Below are 19,846 nucleotides of genomic sequence, written 5' to 3'. Positions count from 1 at the left end.
AAACGTGAGGGACGCGGTCGGTGCGCGAGGTTCCGGTCGGGCCCCGGTAGTCGGGATGACGGCTCGCTAGGGTCTGCCTTTGACCACGATGTAGACGCTCAGCGCAAGGGCGCCCAGGTAGCCCAGAAAACCGATGATCGGCACGCCGAGCACGCGCGGCTCCATGGCCGTCAGGCATAGGAGCGACGAGCCGATGAACAGGCCGGCTACGATCAGCCCCAGGGTCATGCGGTCGATGGTGCTCTCGAGCTTGGAAAGCGGCCGGTCGAGCTCGCGCACGTTCATGTTCATGCCGATTTGACCCTTCGAGGCCATGTCGAGCAGGTTGGAAAGCTGGCTGGGCAGGCCGGCAGTCTTCTTGGCGATCTTGTAGGCGCCGAGCGCTCCGGAAACGAATTCGTTGCGCAGGCTGAAGCCGTCGAGCAGGTGGCGTTCCAGATAGTCGGTCACGGCGCCCATGATGCTCAGCCCGGGTGAGATGGCCTCGATCGTGCCCTCGAAGGTGATCAGGCCGCGGGAGAGCATCGTGAAGGAGGCGGGCATGACGATTCGCTGCTTTTGCAGGACGGCAAGGAGGTCGCTCACGGCAGCGGACACGTCGAGGTCGGAAAGCCCGCTGGTGGAATAGCGCGCGACCATGGCGTCGATGTCTGCGAGCAGTTTGCCGTGATCGACCTCCTCGCCTGCGTGCCCCCAGGTGAGCAGGGCGTCTTTGAGCATCTGCGGGTCGCGCGTGGCCACGCCGAGCAGAATCTTGCCCAGAAGCCCGCGTTCGGTGGGGCTTAGGCGCCCCACCATACCGAGGTCGATCCATTCGATGCCGCCGTCCTTCTGCACGATGATGTTGCCCGGATGAGGGTCGGCGTGGAAGAGTCCGTCGGTGAGCATTTGGCGGATGTAGTCGCGGGCGATGAGCTTGCCCACGGCATCGGGGCTCACCTTCATGCGGGCCATGGCCGCTTGGTCGTCGGCGTGCGGGCCCACCACGTAATCCATCACGAGCACGGTCTCGCGCGTGAGGTCGTCGTAGACCGCCGGCGAGGTGACCTGCGCCACGCCTTGGCAGTTGGCGTGGAAGTCGCGCAGGTTGCGGGCCTCCGCCCTGAAGTCGAGCTCTTCGCGCGTGGTGCGGTCGAATTCGTCCACGAAAGCGGTGAAGTCGATGCCTTGCTCGTCGTCGTCCATCGTGGAAAGCTCGAGCAGGTCGTTGGCGCGCCGCAAGAGCTCGAGGTCTTTGAGCATCTGTTCCTTGATGCCGGGCCGCTGCACCTTCACGGCGACGACGGTCTTGTGGTCGGCAAGGATGGCTCGGTGCACCTGCGCGACCGAAGCGGACCCAAGCGGGGTGGCGTCGATTGAGGCGAAGGCCCGTCCCCAGTTACCGTCGTAGGCTTCGTTCAAGCGGGCTTCGACCTGGGAAAAGGTCATAGGGCGGGCCTTGGTGCGCAGGCTCGCGAGTGCATCGCAGTAGCGGGCGGGGAAGAGGTCGCGGCGCGACGACATGATCTGGCCGGCCTTCACGAAGGTGGGGCCTAAATCTTCGATCGTGGCCACCAGGTCGTCGGGGTCGATGTGCCGGTTCACGTGGTGGGCGCGCAGGATGCCCAGGATCTCGCGCAAGCGCTTGGCCGAGGTCTTGTCCTCGATCCCGTCGCGCATCACGCGCGCGACCTGCAGCGCCTCGCCGCCGCGCTTCAGAATACCGTCTGCCATGATGCTCCCTTCGACCGCCGCGCGCAGCCGCGCCCGTGCGCTTGGGCGCGCTTAGAACTTCAGGTTCACGTTTTTCGTGTCGGTGACCAGCATACAGCCTGGGGCGTGGGTGATGGCGAAGGGCGGCTTCGAATGCATGACGATCGACTGGGGCGTGACCCCGCAGGCCCAGAAGACAGGCACTTCGCCTTCGCGGATCTCGACCGGGTCGCCGAAGTCGGGATGAGCCAGGTCGCGGATGCCGATCTGGGCCGGATCGCCGATGTGCACGGGCGCCCCGTGGACTTTGGGAATCGATCCGGAAATCTGCGTGGCCAGCACGACCTGGTCGTAGGGGATGGGGCGCATCGACACCACCATGTTGCCCGACATGCTGCCGGCAGGCGCGCAGGGGATCGACGTGAGGTACATCGACACGTTGCGGCCCATCGTGTTGTGGCGCATCTCGATGCCGGCTTCGATGAGCTCGCTTTCGAAGGAAAAGGAGCAGCCGATCACGAAGGACACCAGGTCGTCGCGCCAGTAGTCTTCCACGTTGTCTATCTCGTCGACGAGCGCGCCTTCGCGGTAGATGCGGTAGCGGGGGAAGTCGGTGGCGATGTCGCAGTCCTGTGCGATCGTGCGCGTCTGGCGCTCGCCCACTTCGGTGACTTCCAGCAGGGGGCAGGGCTTGGGGTTGCGCTGGGCGAACAGGAGGAAGTCATAGGCCTGATCTTTGGGCAGGACGATGAGGTTGGCTTGAGCGTAGCCGGGGCACAGCCCGCTCGTGGGGGATCGGAATTCGCCCGTGCGGATAAGATGGCGCAGCTCGCGCGGGCTGGCCGCCAGGGCGCGCTCCCATACGTCCGCGGAAACCCCCGCGGGGCGGGCGGGCAGGTCGGTTGGAACGGTCATGGTCTACACCTCGCCTTTCAGGAACTTGTCGATAAAGCCCGTGTCGGCACGTCCGGCGCGGAACGTTTCGTTTTCCATGATCGAATACTGGAAATCGAGGTTGGTGTGCACGCCCACGATGACCATCTCTTCGAGCGCGGTCCGCATCTTCTCGATGGCTTCCAGGCGCGTGCGGCCGCGGACGATGACCTTGGCGATGAGCGAATCGTAGTAGGGCGTAATCGTGAAGCCGTCGTAGATGGCGGTGTCCACGCGCACGCCGTTTCCGCCCGGCAGGTGGGTTTGCGTGATCGTGCCCGGGCTCGGCATGAAGCTCTTCTCGGGGATTTCGGCGTTGATACGGCACTCGATCGCGTGGCCGTCGAGCTGAACGTCGTCTTGGGTGAACGAAAGCCTCTCGCCGGCGGCGATGCAGAGCATTTCGCGCACGATGTCGACGTGGGTGACGAATTCGGTCACGCAGTGCTCGACCTGCACGCGCGTGTTCATTTCCATGAAGTAGTAGTTGCCGTCGCGGTCGAGCAAAAACTCGATCGTGCCGGCCGACGTGTAGCCTACGGCCTTGCAGGCCTTCACGGCGTCGGCCATCATGCGCTCGCGGGTGGCGGCATCGAGGGCCGGCGAGGGGCTTTCCTCCACCATCTTCTGGTGGTTGCGCTGGACCGAGCAGTCGCGCTCGCCCAAGGCCACCACGTTGCCGAAGGTGTCGGCGAGTACCTGCACCTCCACGTGGCGGGGGTCCATGACGGCGCGTTCCAGGTACATGGTGTTGTCGCCGAAGGCGTTCTGGCTTTCGCGCTGGGCGATCGTGAACTCCTCGACGAAATCGTCTTTCGAAACGCTCACGCGCATGCCCTTGCCGCCGCCACCCGAGCTGGCCTTGATCATGATGGGCCAGCCAAGCTGCTTGGCCGCGGCGAAGGCGGTCGCGGCGTCGTGGAAGGATTCCCGGCAGCCGGGGGTCACCGGTACGCCGGCGTCCATCATCGTGCGGCGGGCCTGGCTCTTGTTGCCCATGCGGTCGATGACTTCGGGGGAGGGACCCACGAAGACGATGCCGTTGTCGCGGCACATCTTGGCGAAGGTCGCGTTTTCAGAAAGGAAACCGTAGCCGGGGTGGATGGCGTCGGCGCCCGTGCCCAAGGCGGCGGTGATGATCGCGGTGGTATTGAGGTAGGAATCGCGCGCGGGCGCAGGCCCGATGCATACGGCTTCGTCGGCCAGGTAGACATGGAGGGCCTGGCGGTCGGCGGTGGAATAGACGGCGACCGTCTTGATGCCGAGCGCGCGGCAGGCGCGGATGACGCGCACGGCGATTTCCCCGCGGTTGGCGATGAGGACTTTCTTCAGCATACGACTACCTGCCTTGCGCTACTGCGCGCTCGCTTCGGTGGCGATGCGGAAGAGGGGCTGATCGTATTCCACCTGCGCGCCGTTGGCGGCGAGCACTTCGGTGACGATGCCGGGCGCGGGGGCCTTGATCTCGTTCATCATCTTCATGGCCTCGACGATAGCGAGGGTCTGGCCGGTAAGCACTTCCTGGCCCGGCTTGACGAAGGGGTCCTCGTCGGGCGAGGGGCCCACGTAGAAGGTGCCCACCATGGGGCTGCGCACGAGGGTGTCGCTGTCCTCGTGTTGGGCGACCGGCGCGCTCGCGGCGCCCGCGGTCGTGCCCGAAGCGCTGGCCTCGGTGTCGATGAGCTCGCGGACGCGCTGGGCCATGTGCGGCAGCGACAGGCCGTCGACGCGGGGGAGGGTGCGCTCGAGCTCGATTTTCACGTCGCCGTCCTTGTAGCGGATGGCCGACAGGTTGCCTTCGTCCATGATGTTGAGCAGGTCGCGCACGGTCTGCGCCTGCAGTTTCTTCTTGTCCATCGGTGCTCCTTCTATTCGTGGCGGGCGAGGGCCGCCTTGGCCCGCTCGCGGCGTTCCATGATGTTGGCGTTGCGCTCGGCGTGCAGGTGGTCGCCGGTTTCCACCCAAAGCTTTTCGTTTTCGGCGGCGATGGCCTGGGCTTCGAGGATCGGCGTAAGCCGTCGCGCGGTTTTCCGCGGGGAAAGGCCGCCGAAGCAGGGCCTCTTGACGATCTTGGCCAAGGCCTTCATGTGCCGTTCCTCGTCGCGCAGCAGCTCTTGGGCCTCCTGCACCGCAATGCGCTCGAAGCGGATCGTGCGGCCGGGGCGGCTCTGCACGAGTTTGGGGATGTCGACGGTGGCGACTGTGCCGATTTTGGCGTAGCCCCCGGTGGTCTGTCGGTCGGCGAGCATGATGATCGGCCTGCCGTGGTTGGGCACCTGCACGGCGCCCAAGGCGATGCCGTCAGAGACGATGTCCGATCCGTGCCGCGTTTCCACCGCGTCGCCGTCAAGGCGAAAGCCCATGCGGTCGCACTTGCCGGTGACGTAAAAGGGGCTGCCGTAGAAGGTTTCGATGCCGGCTTCGGTGAAGAGGTCTTCCTGGGGGCCGGGCACGACGCGCAGGCGCAGGACGTCGGCGTTGAACTCGTAGAAGGCGTTGACGTCTTCCAGGGCGTGGGAAGCCAGGTTGGGCAGGTAGTCGAGGGCAGGGGTGGTGAAGGGCAGGTAGTCGCCCGCTTCGAGCTTGCGCCCCTTCCAGCCGCCGATGCGGCATTTCAGATTGGTCGACGCCGAACCCATGACCGGGTCGATTTTGAAGCTGCCGCCGGCCACGGCCAGGTAACCGTAGACGCCGGTGCGGGAGGCGTGCAGGGCGAGTACGCTGCCGCGGTGCACGGGCAGGGCGGTGTAGAGGGGGACGGGCGCCCCGTCTATCGTGGCGCCGAAGTCGCCGCCGGTGAGCGCGATGAAGGTGGGCGCCGTGAAGCGCAGGGTGGGGCCGGCCAGGCAGAATTCGAGCACGGGCGCGTTTGGAGGGTTGTCGACGAGCAGGTTGGCGATGCGGAAGGCACGCCGGTCCATCACGCCCGAAGGCGAGAAGCCGCTGCCCAGGTAGCCGAAGCGGCCGGCGTCCTGCACCGTGGTGCAAATGCCCGGCTTGTTGGCGGTGACGCCCATCCTAGGCCTCCTCTCTCACGCTCGTTGCGCATTCGTAGGTGCCGGCGGCGACCTGTGCGGCGATCGCCGCGTACTGGGCCGGCGTGATGGGCACGAAGCGCAGGCAGTCGCCCGCCGCGTAGAGGATGGGCTCTTCGCGCGCGGGGTCGTAGGGACGGGCGGGCGTGCGGCCGATGAGCCGCCAGCCGCCGGGCGAATCGAGCGGGTAGACGCCGGTCTGGGCGCCGCCGATGCCCACCGACCCGGCGGGAATCACCGTGCGCGGCGTTGCGAGCCGCGGGGTGTGCAGGCGCTCGTCGAGCCCGCCCAGGTAGGCGAAGCCCGGCAGGAAGCCCAACATGTCGATCACGTAGTCGCGCCCGGAGTGCAGGGCCACGACCTCGTCTTCGGTCATGCCCGCATGCTCTGCCACGAACGGCAGGTCGGGGCCGAACTCTCCCCCGTAGCACACGGGGATTTCCACCACGCGGCGCCGGGGCACCGAAGGGGCTGCAAGGCCCGCCAAGTGGGCGGAAATCTCGCGGCAGAGCTCGTCGTAGCCCACCACGAGCGGGTCGTAGCAGACCATGAGCGAACAGAACGTGGGCACGAACTCGCGGACGCCCACCAGGCGGGCGGCTTCGAGCTGGGAGGCGGCTTCGCGGATGAGCGCGCTCGATTCGGCAGAGATGGCGTCTGCGAATACGAGGTTCACGGCGGAGTCGCCGGCTATGGTGATGCGATACGTATTCATGCTTTCATTATGCGTGTTTTCCCTGGCGCCTTGGCAGAATTCATCGACCTGAAACGAAGGGCCGGCAGGCGGCGAAAGCGGTTGGGGATGTTTCCGCGAGGTTTCGGCGTCCTTCCCGACACACGCCTGCAACAATCGCTTGTCAGGATGGCAATCGGCGAGCGCGTGTAGCGGCGTTCGCTGGAAGCCTGCCGAAACGCTGCGAAGGGGTGCGCCCATGGCGACCACGGAGGAAACCATCCTGTCCCATTCGCAGCGCGGCATGCATAAGATCGTGCCCCGCGATCTTGGCGCGCTCAAGGCAGCCACCGAATACCGCCCGCGCCCTGGGACGTGCTTGCCGCGGGCGCGGGCGCGCGTCATCCGCTACAATGCCGCCCTATGACCACCTTCGCGAAAACCATCTTCTGTCTCGTCTTCTTCCTGGCCTACACGATCCAGGGCGTGACGGGTTTTGCCGGCAACGTCTTCGTGATGCCGGTGGGCACCCATCTGATCGGGCTTTCGAGTTCGGTGGCGGTGCTCAACGCCCTGGGCGTGCTCGCCTGCGGGTTTCTGGCCGTGCTCAACCTTCGTGCGGTCGATTGGCGCGAGCTGGGGCGCATCTGCGCGATCATGCTGCCCTGCGTGGCCCTGGGCATCTGGCTCGACACGGTGATCGAGCTGCGCGTGCTCCTGCGTATCTACGGGGCCGTCATCGTGGGGGTGGCCCTCTACAACCTGCTCGTGCGCGAGCGCCGCTTCCTGCCCGCCTGGGGCCAGGTGGCCGTCATCGCCGCGGCGGGCGTGATCCAGGGCATGTTCGTGTCGGGCGGGGCCCTGCTCGTGATCTACGCCGTCCAGCGCTTCCGCGACAAGGCCGCTTTCAAGGCGACCCTGTCGATGGTGTGGGTGGTGCTCAACTTCGCCTACGCCTTGGTCTCGTTCGGACAGGGGTATTTCACCTCCGACGTCGTCATGCTCGTGCTCATCTGCATTCCGCTCGCGGCGGCCGGCACGGTGCTCGGCAACCGCATCGAGAAGCGCGTGAGCCAAGAGGCCTTCCTGCGCGTGACCTACGTGCTCCTGCTCGTGATCGGAGTGCTGTTGTTCGCAACGGCCTAGGTGGGGCGCTGTGCTATCGTGGAACGCTGGCGAGGCGGCATGCGATCAAGCGCAACACGGCACCCGGCCGCTCCCGCACCCCCATCGTTTGCGTCGAAGGAGCCGTATCGTCCATGTCCCTGCAGATCAATCATGCCATTTTGCACGTATTCGACTTCGTGGCCTGCGAAAACATCTTCGCGGACGAGGAAATCGACCTGGCCGAGAACAAGAACGCCAAGCGCTACGTGACGAGCCAGGTCAAGAAGGCGCTGGGGAATCTGGACAACAAGCGCGGGGCCTTTTCCGAGTGGAGCGCCTTTGCCGACGAGCTGCGCGCCTATTTTGCCGGCGAAAACGATTTCCAGAACCTGTCGCGGCAGATTGGGGAGTACCTGGCAGGGGAGCTGGGCCACATGGAAAAGACCCCCTCGACCGACCTTTTGGTGGTCGACTTCGAGGAGAACCCCGAAATGACCGTCAACGAAATGTCCGAAGAGGATATGGAGGCCCAGTTCAGCGGTAAGACCAACCGCTACCTCGCCCTCTTTTTGCTCGAGATCAAGCAGGCCTACATGCATGAAACGGGCATGGGGGCTACCGGCGGCTGCAACGACATCGCCCGCCACTACGCCGTCCTGCCCAACCCCTCTCAGAAGGTGGCGTCGTTCGCGGTCGTCGACCTGCGCACGCTCGACGTGCTCTTCCAGGACAAGCTGCGCACGATTTCCGGTGAAGAGCGCATGCTCATCCCCGATGGGCTTCTGCAGTGCTCGACCGAAGCGTCGACCAAGGAGGCCTTCACGGCCGTGACCGACCTGGTCGAAGCGGTGGCCGAAGAGTACGGCGCCAACACCGCCGTGGCCCTTTCGAAGGCGAAGTCTTACGCGACGGAGCGGGTGGACGAAGGCGAGGACGTCGACATGGAGCTGCTCGCCGAAGACGTGTTCGAGGACTTTCCCGATGCCCAGGTGAAATTCGCCCGAGAGGTGGAGGAGCGGGCGATGCCCGAGAGCATGCCGATGCAGCGCGAGACCGTGCGTCGGGTGGCGCGCAAGCACAAGATCCTCACCGATACGGGCATCGAGATCACCTTCCCGGCGGAGTATTCGAAAAGCGACGAGTACCTGACGTTCACGAGCGAGGCCGACGGGTCGATTTCGATCGAGCTGCGCAACATCCTGCACATCGAGAACCGATAGAGCGCGCGGTGGGTATGCGGGCGGCCTAGACCAGTTTGATGCCCACGACGGACGCGAGCCAGAGCCCAATGACCAGGGCGATGATCGAAACGGCGATACGCTCGCCCGATGCTTGCTTCATTTCGGCTTCGGTGAGCGTGCCGATGAAGCTCTGCTTGACGGCGCTCGCGATTTCTTCTTTGGTGAGGTGTGCGTAGAGATCGGCCATGGCGGCATCCTTTCCCTTGATTGCGTACCCCAAGTGTACACCCGCGTGACGACGGGGACGGAGGGTGTCGTCCCATGTGGGACGACACCCTCCGTCCCCGTCGTCACGTCCGGCGGTATAGTGGATGCAGCACGAGGGAGCGCGCAAGGGCGCACCTACCCGAGAGAAAACGAGGAGACCATGGCAAGCAACTTCACGCACGCGATCGTCCGCCGTCCGTCGCATTCGGTGATCGACGGCATCACCACCTCGCCTGAACTGGGCAAACCCGATTACGAATTGGCGCTTGTCCAGCACGACGCCTACATCGAGGCTTTGGAACAGGCCGGCGTCGACGTGACCGTGCTGCCCGCCCTCGAAGAGTTCCCCGACAGCGTGTTCGTGGAAGACACGGCGGTCATCACGCCCAAGGGCGCCATCATGGACCTGCCGGCAACCGATTCGCGCCGCGGCGAAGCCGAGCTCATGCTGCCCACCATCCGCCAGTTCTTCAGCGACGATAAGATCAAGCGCATCACGGCGCCGGGCACGCTCGAAGGCGGCGACGTCATGATGGTCGACGACCACTACTACGTGGGTCGTTCCAAGCGTACCAACGACGAGGGCTTCGCCCAGTTCAAGGGCTTTTTGGAGGCCTGGGGCATGACCGCCGAACAGGTGCCCGTCGAGCATATCCTGCACCTGAAGACCGGCGGCACCTACGTGGAAGACGGCAACCTGCTCGTGTCGGGCGAGTTCAAGACCCAACCGGCCTATCGTCGCGGCCAGTTCGCCCACATCTTCGAAGTGCCCGACGAAGAGGCCTACGGGGCCGACTGCGTCCGCATCAACGACAAGATCATCATGGCGGCGGGGTATCCGGCCGTGAAGGCCCAGCTTACGGCGTGGGGCTATGACATCATCGAGGTCGAGATGAGCGAGTTCCGCAAGATCGACGGGTCCATCACCTGCCTGAGCCTGCGTTTCTAAGCGCGCGATACACATTCGAACGGTCACGCAAGGCGGGGCGGCGCTAGGGCGCCGCCCCGCCTTGCGGTCGTGCGGCACTCAACGGCGTGGCGCGCACCGCCCGCTTCGGCTCCCTCGACCGCGCGCAGTCGTCCGGCGCCGTTCGCGGATGCACGCCCTCTTTAGTATCCGCGCACGGCTACCATCGGTCTAGCGGAGCGGACCGGCGCGGGCGCGCTCGAAGAGGGCGGATCGGCCCGCGCATGCGCTCCTTTTCGACACCCGTTACGAGGAGTGATGCAGTATGGCGAAAAAGATTCTGGAACTCTGCGGCGACTTCACGGAAGACTACGAGACCATGGTGCCCTTCCAAGCCCTTTCGATGCTCGGCTACCAGGTCGACGCCGTGTGCCCCGACAAGAAGGCGGGCGACACGGTTCCCACTGCCGTCCACGATTTCCTGGGCGACCAGACCTACACCGAGCTGCGCGGCCATAACTTCGCGCTCACGGCCGATTTCGATGCTGTGAACGTCGACGACTACGCGGGCCTGTTCATTACGGGCGGGCGCGCGCCGGAATACATCCGCCTCAACCCCCGCGTTATCGAAATCGTTCAGCAGTTCTTTGCGGCCGGCAAGCCCGTGGCGGCCATCTGTCACGGCCCGCAGGTCCTGGCGGCGGCTGGCGTGCTCGAAGGCTACACGGCCACGGCCTATCCCGCGGTGGGCCCCGATGTGACGCTGGCGGGCGGCACCTACAAGGAAGTGCCCGCCGACCAGGCCGTCGTCGACCGCAACCTGGTCACGGCTCCCGCGTGGCCGGGCGACACCGCGATCGTGCGTGAGTTCGTCGGACTCTTGGGCGCCAAGATCGAAATCTAGCGCGCACGGCATGCCGTCTGCAGGGCGCCCACGTCGAATCGGTCGACGTGGGCGCCCTTTCTTGTGCGCGGCCCTGTTGCGGCGGCCGCTACCTGCTAGGATGGTCGCTGCAAGCAAGAGCCGCAGCGAAAGGACCTACGCATGCAGGAGGAATACCGTATCGAGCACGATTCGATGGGCGAGGTGCGCGTGCCCGCGAGCGCCCTGTGGGGCGCGCAGACCCAGCGGTCCTACGAAAACTTCCGCATCGGCACCGAAACCATGCCCGAAGGCATCGTGCGGGCCTTCGCCACGCTCAAGAAGGCGGCGGCCCAGGCCAACAACGAACTGGGCAAACTCGACGACGAGCGTCGTGCTGCGATCGAGGCGGCCTGCGACGAGATCCTGGCGGGCACGCTCGACGGCTCCTTCCCCCTGAAGGTCTGGCAGACGGGGTCGGGCACGCAGAGCAACATGAACGTCAACGAAGTCATCGCCCATCGCGGCAACCAGATCGCCGGGGCCTGCATCCTGCATCCCAACGACACGGTGAACATGTCGCAGTCGTCAAACGACACCTTCCCCACGGCCATGCACATCGCCGCCGTTATGGCCATCCAACAGCGGCTCATTCCCGCGGCGCTCGAGTTGGCCGGGACCTTCGACGCCCTCGAAGCCGCCCACGAAGGCGTCGTGAAGAGCGGCCGTACCCACCTGCAGGACGCGGTGCCCATTTCCTTCCCGCAGGAGATTTCCGGCTGGCGCTATCTGGTGCTCGACGCGGTCGACGAGCTGCGCGCGGCCCTTCCGCAGCTCTATAAGCTGGCCTTGGGCGGCACGGCGGTGGGCACGGGGCTCAATGCCCCCGCAGGCTTCGATCGCGCGGTGGCCGCGCGTGTGGCGGCCCTCACCGGCGAGCCCTTCGTCACCGACCCCAACAAGTTCCACGCCCTTTCGGCCAAGGACGGCATCGTCTTCGCGCATGGGGCGGTGAAGGCGCTGGCCGCCAACATGATGAAGATCGCCAACGACGTGCGCTGGCTCGCGAGCGGCCCGCGCCTGGGCTTGGGCGAGATCACCATCCCCGCCAACGAGCCGGGCAGCTCGATCATGCCGGGCAAGGTCAATCCCACCCAGTGCGAGGCGGTCACGATGGTGGCCGTGCAGGTCATGGGAAACGACGCCGCCATCGGCTTCGCGGCCAGCCAGGGCAACTTCGAGCTCAACGTCTTCATGCCCGTGATCGCCTACAACTTCCTGCAGTCGGTGCGGCTCCTTTCCGACGCGATTCGGTCCTTCAACGTGCACTGCGCGGTGGGGATCAAGGCCAATCGAGAGAAGATGCGCGACAACCTGCACAATTCTCTCATGCTCGTGACGAGCCTGAACCCCTACATCGGCTACGAAAAAGCCGCGAAAGTGTCGCAGAAGGCCTACCGCGACGGCACGAGCCTGCGCGAAGCCTGCCTCGCGCTGGGCTTCATGACGGCTGAAGAATTCGATCGGGTTTTCCACCCCGAAGAGATGGTCTAGCGCAGCGCGACGGGAAACAGAAGGGGGGCGTCGGGCTCTCCTCGCATATGAAGCGGGCGTTCGTCGACAGGCGGGCGCCCGCTTGCTCGTTAAGCGCCGATCTCGCCGGCGATCGAGCGGGGGATCCAGGCGGCGAGGTCGGCGCCGTGCACGTCCTGGGAGAGCAGGAAGGCGACCTTCGCGTAGGTCGCTTCGAAGGTCATGTCGCCCGCGCCCACGGCGCCCGCCCGCCCGAGTGCGTCGCTTGTGGCGTAGCGGCCCACTTCGATGGCAGCCTGGGGGCACTGGGACGTAACGATCACGGGCGCGCCCGCCTCGATCGCCTGGGCGAAGGCGTCGACGAGCCCCGGCTCGCAGGCGGGCACGTTGCCCGCGCCATAGGCCCGCACGATCACGGCTTCGGGCGCGGGGTCGAGCGCGGCCCGTACCCGGGCGGCTGTGATGCCGGGGGCCATCGTGACGACGGCGATGTCGCAGCGCCGGTAGGGCGCCGGGTCCCTCCAGCCGCAGCCCAGGGCGGGTGCGGCTCCCCACTGCCAGGGGGCGCCCACGCGGGCCAGGGCCGGTGCGGTGGGCGAGGCGAAGCCGTCGAAGGCCCACGACGAGGCCTTGGTCGCCCGGTTGCCCTGCAACAAGAGGTTCCCGAAGCAGAGGGATACCCCGCTCGCCTCGTGAGCGGCGGCTTCGAGGGCATGGGAGACGTTGGCTGCGGCGTCGCTGCCCGCCGCCCCGAGCGGCAGCTGGCTGCCGGTGAAGATCACGGGCGTGTCGAAATCGGTCAGGGCAAAGCTTACGGCGGCGGCCGAAAAGGCCATCGTGTCGGTGCCGTGCAGGACGACGAAGGCGTCGGCGCTCGTCCGGCGCGCGCGCAGCGCATCGACGATAGCCTGCCAGTCATCCGGGGTCGCCATCGACGAATCGATGAGGGGCGCGAGGTCGCTTACCGTCACGGGGGTGCCCGAGCCCGCCGCGACGCCCTCGAGCCAGCCGTGCAGGTCGGCGCCGGGGGCCAGGCCGCGGGCGGTGGGCGTCATGCCGATGGTGCCGCCGGTATAGAGAACGTGGATGCGCACAGCTCCTCCTTAGTTCGAATGCGTGGCACCAGCATACCCCTTGTCGTCTGCAGGCTCGGCATCTTGGCCGGTCCCGCCTGATGCGGCGCGCAAGAGCGATACACTGTAGGGAACATCGACGGCTCGCACGGAAGGCGCACTATGGCGCGACACGCGCACCCACAACAGCGAAGCGGAAGGCGGCAGGGGCGCGGCATCGCCCAGCCCGTCGCGGTCGGCGTGGTCGTGGGCGCTGTTGCGGTGGCGGTCATCGTGAGCCTGGTCGCATGGGCAGGCGTCTTGGCCCCCAAGACGCAGACGCCGGACGCGCCGGCGACGGATGCGACCGAGGCGGTTGATTCCTCGAATACCTCTTCGGCGGCTGACGCCCCGGCGGAATCTTCCGTTTCCTCTTCGCCCGACACCGCCTCTCCGGCCCCGCAGGCCGTGCCCCTCGCCGGCGTCGTGATCGCGGTCGATGCGGGTCACCAGGCCAAAGGCGATTCCAAGCAGGAGCCCATCGGCCCGGGCGCGCGCGAGACCAAGGCCCGCGTGACGAGCGGCACGAGCGGGGTGGTCACCGGCGAGCTCGAAAGCCAGGTCAACCTCGACGTGGCCCTGAAGCTGCGCGACGAACTCGAGGCGCGCGGCGCCACGGTCGTGATGGTGCGCACCACCCAAGACGTCGATATATCGAATTCCGAACGTGCCAAGATCGCCAACGACGCGGGTGCGGCGCTCTTCATCCGCCTGCACTGCGACGGGGTTGAAGGGTCGCCATCGACCAGGGGATTCATGACCCTCGAAGTGGGTCAGAACGCCTACACTAAGGGTATCGTTTCCGAATCCCAGCGCGCGGCGAGCGTCATGCACCCCCTCATCGTGCGTGAGTTGGGGGCAGCCGACCGCGGCGTCGTCGCGCGAAGCGACCTTTCGGGGTTCAATTGGTGTACGGTGCCCACGGTTCTCTTCGAGATGGGTTGCATGACCAACCCCGATGAGGACCGGGCCCTTGCCAACGATGCGTACCAGCAAAAGATCGCAGAGGCGATTGCCGATGCAACGGTCGCCTATGCGGGCGCCGCCTAAGAGATAGGAACGAACATGGCTCAACACTTCTGCGGATCGTGTGGGGCGCCGGTTAAGCCGGGCGCCCATTTCTGCGCGAAATGCGGCGCGCCTATCGACAAGGCCGCGCCTGCCGATGCCGTCCCCGAACCGGCGGCGCCCATGGAGGCGCCTGCCAACGCGGGCACCCCGGCTGCGGCGGAAGCGGGGGAGACCCGCGTCATGCCGCAGGCCGCGCCCGCTCCGGGCGACCAGGGAACCGTCGCCTTGCCGCGCACTGCCCCCGAATCGCCCACGGCCGTGCCGCCTGCCGGCTTCGCCGCACCGGGTGCGACGGCTCAGATGCCTCCGGTGGCCCCTTCGGCGCCGGGCACGCAGCAGCGCGTCTACGCGCCCGACGCCCGTCCGGCCGCACCTATGGACGCCCAGAAGAAGGGACTGATCGCGGGCATCGTCGCGGCGGTCGTCGTGATCGTCGTGCTCGTGGCCGTCTTCGTCGTGCCCGCGCTCGCCAACCGCGGGCAGGCAACCGGGACGGCGGCGACCTCGTCGGTGACGTCCTCGCAAGAGGCGTCCTCGTCTTCGTCCCCGTCGAGCGCGACGGGCAGCTCGTCCTCTTCCGACGCCGCCAGCTCGTCTTCGTCGTCCGCCGCGGCAACGTCGTCCTCGTCTTCGAGCGCCAACCTTGCCGACGAAGCGGCCTACGAGGCCCTCGTGTCGCTGTACGGCGAGATGGGCAGCGCCGACCAGGCCATTTCGACCTGCGCAACCGATTTCAACAACACCTACCTGTCTTCCGACGTCAACAAGCGCCACGATGCCGCCGCCAACGCCTACAGCGTCCAGCAGAGCGTGGCGGCTCTTCTGGACGACTTGCAGGGCCTCAACATTTCTTCCGGATCCCCCTACTACAGCGACTACCAGACCATGTTGCAGCTGCAGAGCGACCTGCAGTATCGCATCGACGTGATCTGCGAGGCGTGGAATATCGACCTGCAGTATACGAACGACCCCAAACCCTATGAGGCGCAGATCACCGAGCCTTTGGGCCGCGACAAGGTCAACGGGAGCAACAAGTACAAGCAGGACTTCGACAAGGTCTATCCCTCGGCCAAGCCCCAAAAGAAATAACCGTTTACGTTCTCGGCCGGCCGCGGTGGCCGGCCGTCTTCTCTAAGGAGGCCCATGGACCTTCTCGTCACCTTTTTCGAAGGCGTGATCACCTTCGTTTCACCCTGCCTTCTGCCCATGCTGCCCCTCTACGTGGCCTATTTCGCCGGCTCGAGCACTACCGGCGCGGGCGAGGTCGTGCGCACGTCTCGCGTGTTGGCCAACGCCCTGGGGTTCGTGCTGGGCTTTACCTGCGTGTTCGTGGCGCTCGGGGCATTCGCGGGGGCCTTCGGCGGCTTCTTGACGCGCTATCGCAGCTTGCTCGATGTGGTCTGCGGCCTCATCGTCGTGATCTTCGGCCTCTGCTTCATGGGGGTGTTGCGCATTCCCTTGCTCAACCGCACGCTCAAGCCGCAGGTGCGCATGCTGCCGCGCACCTTCCCCTCGGCGGTGCTCTTCGGTATCGTGTTCTCGATCGGATGGACCCCGTGCGTGGGCGCCTATCTGGGCTCGGCTCTGCTGCTGGCATCCACGCAGGCGTCGTGGGCGCACGGCATCGTCCTCCTCCTGGCCTATTCCCTGGGCCTGGGGCTGCCCTTCGTGCTGTCCGCCGTGGCAATCGACCGGCTTTCGGCGGCCTTCGATTTCATCAAGGGCCACTATGCCCAGGTGAACGTCGTGTGCGGGGCGCTGTTGGTGGTTGTGGGCCTGCTCATGGCCACGGGGTTGTTGAATGTCTGGCTCGGCCTGCTGTCTGCCTAGGGCCGGGTGCTGAGCAAGAGCCCGCGGGCGGTTGGCCCGCGGGGCGAAAGGAGCACTATGGAAGAGAAGCGGGAAGCGGCTGACGTGACGGCCGAACCCAATCGCGTTGCGGCTGAGGCGCCCGAAGGAGAGCGCCCGGCATCGGGCCAGGGGGAATCGCCGTCCTCGCCCAGAAAGAAGGGGCCCTCGAAGAAGGCGGCGCTCGCCAGCGTGTTAGCGCTTGCTTTGGTGCTCGTTGCCGCCGCGCTGGGCTATCGAACCTTGGACGAGAGCGGGCAGGCGTCGACCGACCAGGCGTCCACGAACGCTCTGTCATCGTCGGCGGCGGTCGACTCCGAAGACGACAGCGATCCCTTCGGTGCCTCGTCGGGTGCCTCTGGGCGCCAGAGCGGGTTCGGTGCTCTCGGCGACCGCAACAGCACCGTCTACGATGCCGACGGCAACCCCGTGCGGGTGGCCGACCTGCCGGCGGGTCAGGTGTGCGTGATCAACTACTGGGCGACCTGGTGCCCCCAGTGCGTCGACGAGTTCCCCGACCTGGTGCGCATCTACCAGGCCTACGGCGACCGGGTGCGCTTCGTTTTCCTCAACAGCACCGACGGTAAGCGCGAAACGGCGGACAAGGTGCATGACTTCTTGGCCAAGGGCGCCTACGACGTGCCCGTCTACTACGATTCCAAATCGAATTTCGGGACCGATTACCAGATCGAGTACCTGCCCACGACCTTCATCGTCAAAGCCGACGGCACCATTGTCGCCGCGAGCGTGGGCCGCGTCGACCCCACCGCGCTCACCCAGCAGCTCGACCAGCTGCTTGGGTAAGCGCCGGCCCGCCCGAGCGGCGGCCTGACCGGTGCACGCTAGAGATAGGTAACCGTTTCGGCGAGCTCTTTGCGGTTGAAGTGGTTGGGCAGGGGGCGGCCCTTTTCGGACGCGAAGCCCAGGTCGACCAGGGCGAGGACCTCTTCGCCGTCGGGCAGGTTAAGGGCGCGCTTGGCCTTTTCCGGGTCGAAAAGGTTGACCCAGCAGCTCTGCAGGCCGGCGTTCTGGGCGGCGAGCACCAGGTGGGTGCACACGATCGAAGCGTCTTCGATGCCCGAATCGCGCGTGCCGCCCGGGTAGGTGAAGACGTGTGCGGTGTCGAAGGCAACCACGAGCACGCAGGGGGCGTTGTAACGGCAGGGCGTGATCTCGTCGATTTTGGCGAGCGCTTCGGACGATTGGCAGACGTAGATGTGATGCTCCTGCAGGTTCTTGGCGGTGGGGGCGAAGCGGCTGGCTTCGAGCACGGCGGCGATCTGCTCCTGCGAGGGCGCGGTGCCGTCGTAGCTCTTGCAGGAATAACGGTCTTTGATGACGGTGCTGAAATCCATGGGGCCTCCTTGCAGGGTTGTATGGTGTCCGTACAAGCTTAGCGCGCCCACAAGCGGGGCGGGGCGGCGAGCGGGTTTGGCACGCAATCGTTTGCCCGGGCGCCTTCGGGCATGAAAAAGGGCGTCCCAGCGGGACGCCCTTTTTGCGCTCCTTGTTCGTGCGCCTTAGAAGACGGGGACCACGGCACCGTCGAAGGTCTTGGTGATGTAGTCGCGGGTCTCATCGGAGTTGAGGGCCTTGATGAGCTCCTTGGTCTTATCGGAGTCCTCGTTGCCCTCCTTCACGACGAGGATGTTGGCGTAGGTCTGCGCAGCGGTGGAGTCGGCGGACTCGACGGCCAGCGAATCCTTGTTCACGTTGAGGCCGGCGCCCTTGGCATAGTTGCCGTTGATGCAGGCGATGTCGACGTCCTTCAGGACGGTCGGCACGGTGGCGGCTTCAACTTCCTTGAACTTCAGGTTCTTGGGGTTGCTCGTGATGTCGTTGACCGTGGTGTTGACGTCGGTGGGGTCCTTCACCTGGATCAGGCCGGCCTGCTGCAGGAGCAGGAGCGCGCGGGCCTCGTTGGTGGCGTCGTTGGGGACGGCCACCGTGGCGCCGTCGGCAATCGCGTCGAGGGACTTGGCCTTACCGGGGTAGATGCCCATGGGCTCGAAGTGGACCTTGGCCACGCTTACCAGATGCGTGCCCTGTTCCTGGTTGAAGTTGTCCAGGTAGGGTTGGTGCTGGAAATAGTTGGCGTCGACGTCGCCCTCTTCGGTGACCGTGTTGGGCTGCACGTAGTCGGTGAACTCCTTCACTTCGAGGGTGTAGCCGTCGGCGGCCAGCTGGTCCTTGACGGTACCGTTCAGGATGTCGGCGTGCGGCGTGGGGCTTGCGGCCACCGTGATCGTCTTGTCGTCGCTCGATGCGGAGCTCGACTGGTTGGATGCCTGCTGGTTGGAACCGCAGCCGGTGAGCGCGAAGGCGGCCAGGGCGGCGACGGCAGCGCCGGCAACCACGAAGCGGAACCTGCGCTTGAGCGTAGTGCTTTCCATTGTTCCCCTCTCTGTTGGGATGTGTCTGGCGGGGCAATGAGGTCCCGCGTCCGTTGATGGACGAAACCTTAAACGTTCCTGAAGGGGCGGGCAAGCGGTCGGGGCGCGTGCCCGCTGCGCTATTTGGGCAGTTCAAGTCCCTAGTTTCGGAATTAGAGATAGCGGCGGTTCTCCTTTTCGAATAGTAATTTTCCACAAATGTGCTCGTCGCTATCTATTTGACAGATAGCACGTTGACGTAAACCCGAATGACGAAAAAGGGGGAAAGAGCTGGGCGGATGGTACTATGTCAAAGGTCTACTGAGAGGAGTGGAGGGCGCAGTGCGCGCTTTTCCGCCAGAGAAACCCACGAGAAGCAATCGCTAGGGGCGATACCGATATGATCAGAATAGAGCACCTCTATAAGACGTATCATGCCGACGATCCCGAACGCCGGCATGAAGCGCTCAAGGATATCAACCTCACTATCGATGACGGCGAAGTCTACGGCATCATCGGTGAATCGGGCGCCGGCAAGTCGACGCTCGTGCGCACGATCAACCTGCTCGAGCGCCCCTCGCAGGGCTCGATCGTCATCGACGGCAACGATATCACCGACTATACGGGCAAGCAGCTGCTCGACTTGCGCAAGAACATCGGCATGATATTCCAGCACTTCAGCCTCTTCGCCCAGCGCACGGTGCTCGGCAACGTGATGTTCCCCATGGAGGTGCGCGGCCAGAAGAAGGACGAGGCGCGGAAGCGCGCCTTGGAGCTGCTCGACATGGTGGGCTTGGCCGACCGTGCCGACAACTATCCCAGCCAGCTGTCTGGCGGCCAGCAGCAGCGCGTGGCGATCGCCCGCGCGCTGGCCAACGAGCCGTCGATCATGCTCTGCGACGAAGCGACGAGCGCCCTCGACACGATGACGACCAAGCAGATCCTCAAGCTGCTCCATCGCGTGAACAAGGAGCTCGGCGTGACGATCATCCTCATCACGCACTCGATGACGGTGGCTGAAGCCATTTGCGACCGCGTGGCCGTCATCGAAAACGGCGAGATCGTCGAAGAGGGTCCCACCAAGGACGTGTTTGCCCATCCGCAAAGCCATATGGCCCGCGCCCTGCTGGGACTCGAAGACGTCGACGAAGACGGCCGCCCGGTTGGCGAGGTCGATGCCTTCGACGCCGAGATGTCGCGCGAGTTCTCCGCGTCGCTTGCCGCATCCGTCACTGAAGGGAAGGCCGAGTAAC

At 65.6% G+C, this 19,846-nt stretch carries 21 protein-coding genes; 11 read left to right on the top strand and 10 right to left on the bottom strand.

The genetic code is table 11. From position 1 onward, the window contains the following. Nucleotides 1–66: 66 nt before the first annotated feature. Genes BN3270_RS04630 through pxpB form a run of 6 tightly spaced genes read right to left on the bottom strand, consistent with a single transcriptional unit; the run spans nucleotide 67 to nucleotide 6,375 of the window. Complete coding sequence (locus BN3270_RS04630; RefSeq protein WP_058985992.1) at nucleotides 67–1,713, bottom strand: ABC1 kinase family protein; 1,647 nt, start codon at nucleotides 1,711–1,713, stop codon at nucleotides 67–69. Between the two features lie 51 nt (nucleotides 1,714–1,764). Next, nucleotides 1,765–2,607, bottom strand: a complete 843-nt coding sequence (locus tag BN3270_RS04625; protein ID WP_058985991.1) for a putative hydro-lyase — start codon at nucleotides 2,605–2,607, stop codon at nucleotides 1,765–1,767. Nucleotides 2,608–2,610: 3 nt separating this feature from the next. After that, complete coding sequence (accC, locus tag BN3270_RS04620) at nucleotides 2,611–3,960, bottom strand: acetyl-CoA carboxylase biotin carboxylase subunit (RefSeq protein ID WP_058985990.1); 1,350 nt, start codon at nucleotides 3,958–3,960, stop codon at nucleotides 2,611–2,613. 18 nt (nucleotides 3,961–3,978) lie between these two features. Continuing rightward, nucleotides 3,979–4,482 carry an acetyl-CoA carboxylase biotin carboxyl carrier protein gene (gene accB / locus BN3270_RS04615; RefSeq protein WP_058985989.1) on the bottom strand — a complete coding sequence of 168 codons (504 nt, stop codon included), beginning with the start codon at nucleotides 4,480–4,482 and terminating at the stop codon, nucleotides 3,979–3,981. A gap of 11 nt (nucleotides 4,483–4,493) precedes the next feature. Beyond that, nucleotides 4,494–5,642: a 5-oxoprolinase subunit C family protein gene (locus BN3270_RS04610; protein ID WP_082673352.1), complete on the bottom strand. Its 1,149-nt coding sequence runs from the start codon at nucleotides 5,640–5,642 to the stop codon at nucleotides 4,494–4,496. Nucleotide 5,643: 1 nt separating this feature from the next. Further along, entirely contained in the window at nucleotides 5,644–6,375 is a 732-nt protein-coding gene (pxpB, locus tag BN3270_RS04605; protein ID WP_058985988.1) for a 5-oxoprolinase subunit PxpB, read from the bottom strand. Nucleotides 6,376–6,592: 217 nt separating this feature from the next. On the opposite strand from pxpB, the gene BN3270_RS09465 reads away from it, so the two are divergent. From BN3270_RS09465 to BN3270_RS04595, 3 genes are all read left to right on the top strand, one after another. Then, nucleotides 6,593–6,760, top strand: a complete 168-nt coding sequence (locus BN3270_RS09465) for a hypothetical protein (protein ID WP_156411858.1) — start codon at nucleotides 6,593–6,595, stop codon at nucleotides 6,758–6,760. Further along, nucleotides 6,757–7,479: a sulfite exporter TauE/SafE family protein gene (locus tag BN3270_RS04600; protein WP_058985987.1), complete on the top strand. Its 723-nt coding sequence runs from the start codon at nucleotides 6,757–6,759 to the stop codon at nucleotides 7,477–7,479. The genes BN3270_RS09465 and BN3270_RS04600 overlap by 4 nt, the downstream gene beginning before the upstream one ends. Before the next feature lie 113 nt (nucleotides 7,480–7,592). Beyond that, nucleotides 7,593–8,660: a nucleoid-associated protein gene (locus tag BN3270_RS04595; RefSeq protein WP_271711926.1), complete on the top strand. Its 1,068-nt coding sequence runs from the start codon at nucleotides 7,593–7,595 to the stop codon at nucleotides 8,658–8,660. Between the two features lie 25 nt (nucleotides 8,661–8,685). Here the strand turns inward: BN3270_RS04595 and BN3270_RS04590 are convergent, their stop codons facing one another. Continuing rightward, nucleotides 8,686–8,868 (bottom strand): hypothetical protein, encoded by a 183-nt coding sequence (locus BN3270_RS04590; protein WP_058985986.1) that lies wholly within the window; start codon nucleotides 8,866–8,868, stop codon nucleotides 8,686–8,688. Nucleotides 8,869–9,048: 180 nt separating this feature from the next. On the opposite strand from BN3270_RS04590, the gene BN3270_RS04585 reads away from it, so the two are divergent. The 3 genes from BN3270_RS04585 (at nucleotide 9,049) to fumC (ending at nucleotide 12,211) form a co-directional block, all read left to right on the top strand. Further along, nucleotides 9,049–9,837, top strand: coding sequence for a dimethylarginine dimethylaminohydrolase family protein (locus BN3270_RS04585; RefSeq protein WP_058985985.1), 789 nt, complete (start codon nucleotides 9,049–9,051; stop codon nucleotides 9,835–9,837). Nucleotides 9,838–10,120: 283 nt separating this feature from the next. After that, a complete protein-coding gene (locus tag BN3270_RS04580) occupies nucleotides 10,121–10,699 on the top strand; it encodes a DJ-1/PfpI family protein (protein WP_058985984.1) in 579 nt (192 codons plus the stop codon). Nucleotides 10,700–10,840: 141 nt separating this feature from the next. Beyond that, nucleotides 10,841–12,211: a class II fumarate hydratase gene (gene fumC, locus BN3270_RS04575; protein ID WP_058985983.1), complete on the top strand. Its 1,371-nt coding sequence runs from the start codon at nucleotides 10,841–10,843 to the stop codon at nucleotides 12,209–12,211. A gap of 89 nt (nucleotides 12,212–12,300) precedes the next feature. Here the strand turns inward: fumC and BN3270_RS04570 are convergent, their stop codons facing one another. Next, on the bottom strand, nucleotides 12,301–13,284 hold the full coding sequence (locus BN3270_RS04570) for an asparaginase (RefSeq protein WP_058985982.1): 984 nt from the start codon (nucleotides 13,282–13,284) through the stop codon (nucleotides 12,301–12,303). 141 nt (nucleotides 13,285–13,425) lie between these two features. Between BN3270_RS04570 and BN3270_RS04565 the strand changes: the two genes are divergently transcribed. The 4 genes from BN3270_RS04565 to BN3270_RS04550 are packed head-to-tail and all read left to right on the top strand — an operon-like array spanning nucleotide 13,426 to nucleotide 17,025. Continuing rightward, a complete protein-coding gene (locus BN3270_RS04565) occupies nucleotides 13,426–14,352 on the top strand; it encodes an N-acetylmuramoyl-L-alanine amidase family protein (protein WP_058985981.1) in 927 nt (308 codons plus the stop codon). Nucleotides 14,353–14,367: 15 nt separating this feature from the next. Further along, nucleotides 14,368–15,462, top strand: a complete 1,095-nt coding sequence (locus BN3270_RS04560; protein ID WP_058985980.1) for a zinc ribbon domain-containing protein — start codon at nucleotides 14,368–14,370, stop codon at nucleotides 15,460–15,462. 54 nt (nucleotides 15,463–15,516) lie between these two features. Then, the gene (locus BN3270_RS04555; RefSeq protein ID WP_058985979.1) at nucleotides 15,517–16,203 is read left to right on the top strand and encodes a cytochrome c biogenesis CcdA family protein; all 687 of its coding nucleotides are present in this window, start codon (nucleotides 15,517–15,519) and stop codon (nucleotides 16,201–16,203) included. A 57-nt stretch (nucleotides 16,204–16,260) separates the two neighbouring features. Beyond that, complete coding sequence (locus tag BN3270_RS04550) at nucleotides 16,261–17,025, top strand: TlpA family protein disulfide reductase (protein ID WP_058985978.1); 765 nt, start codon at nucleotides 16,261–16,263, stop codon at nucleotides 17,023–17,025. Between the two features lie 38 nt (nucleotides 17,026–17,063). Here the strand turns inward: BN3270_RS04550 and BN3270_RS04545 are convergent, their stop codons facing one another. Continuing rightward, nucleotides 17,064–17,576 carry a nitroreductase family protein gene (locus tag BN3270_RS04545; RefSeq protein ID WP_058985977.1) on the bottom strand — a complete coding sequence of 171 codons (513 nt, stop codon included), beginning with the start codon at nucleotides 17,574–17,576 and terminating at the stop codon, nucleotides 17,064–17,066. Nucleotides 17,577–17,741: 165 nt separating this feature from the next. Then, nucleotides 17,742–18,614, bottom strand: a complete 873-nt coding sequence (locus BN3270_RS04540; protein WP_058985976.1) for a MetQ/NlpA family ABC transporter substrate-binding protein — start codon at nucleotides 18,612–18,614, stop codon at nucleotides 17,742–17,744. Between the two features lie 379 nt (nucleotides 18,615–18,993). Here BN3270_RS04540 and BN3270_RS04535 point away from each other — a divergent pair, with 379 nt between their 5' ends. After that, on the top strand, nucleotides 18,994–19,845 hold the full coding sequence (locus BN3270_RS04535) for a methionine ABC transporter ATP-binding protein (protein WP_058985975.1): 852 nt from the start codon (nucleotides 18,994–18,996) through the stop codon (nucleotides 19,843–19,845). Nucleotide 19,846 lies beyond the last annotated feature (1 nt).

Origin of the sequence: Hugonella massiliensis (assembly GCA_001486445.1) — a bacterium.
In the GTDB taxonomy this organism is placed as follows: domain Bacteria; phylum Actinomycetota; class Coriobacteriia; order Coriobacteriales; family Eggerthellaceae; genus Hugonella; species Hugonella massiliensis.
This window is presented reverse-complemented; position numbering and strand designations above follow the sequence as displayed.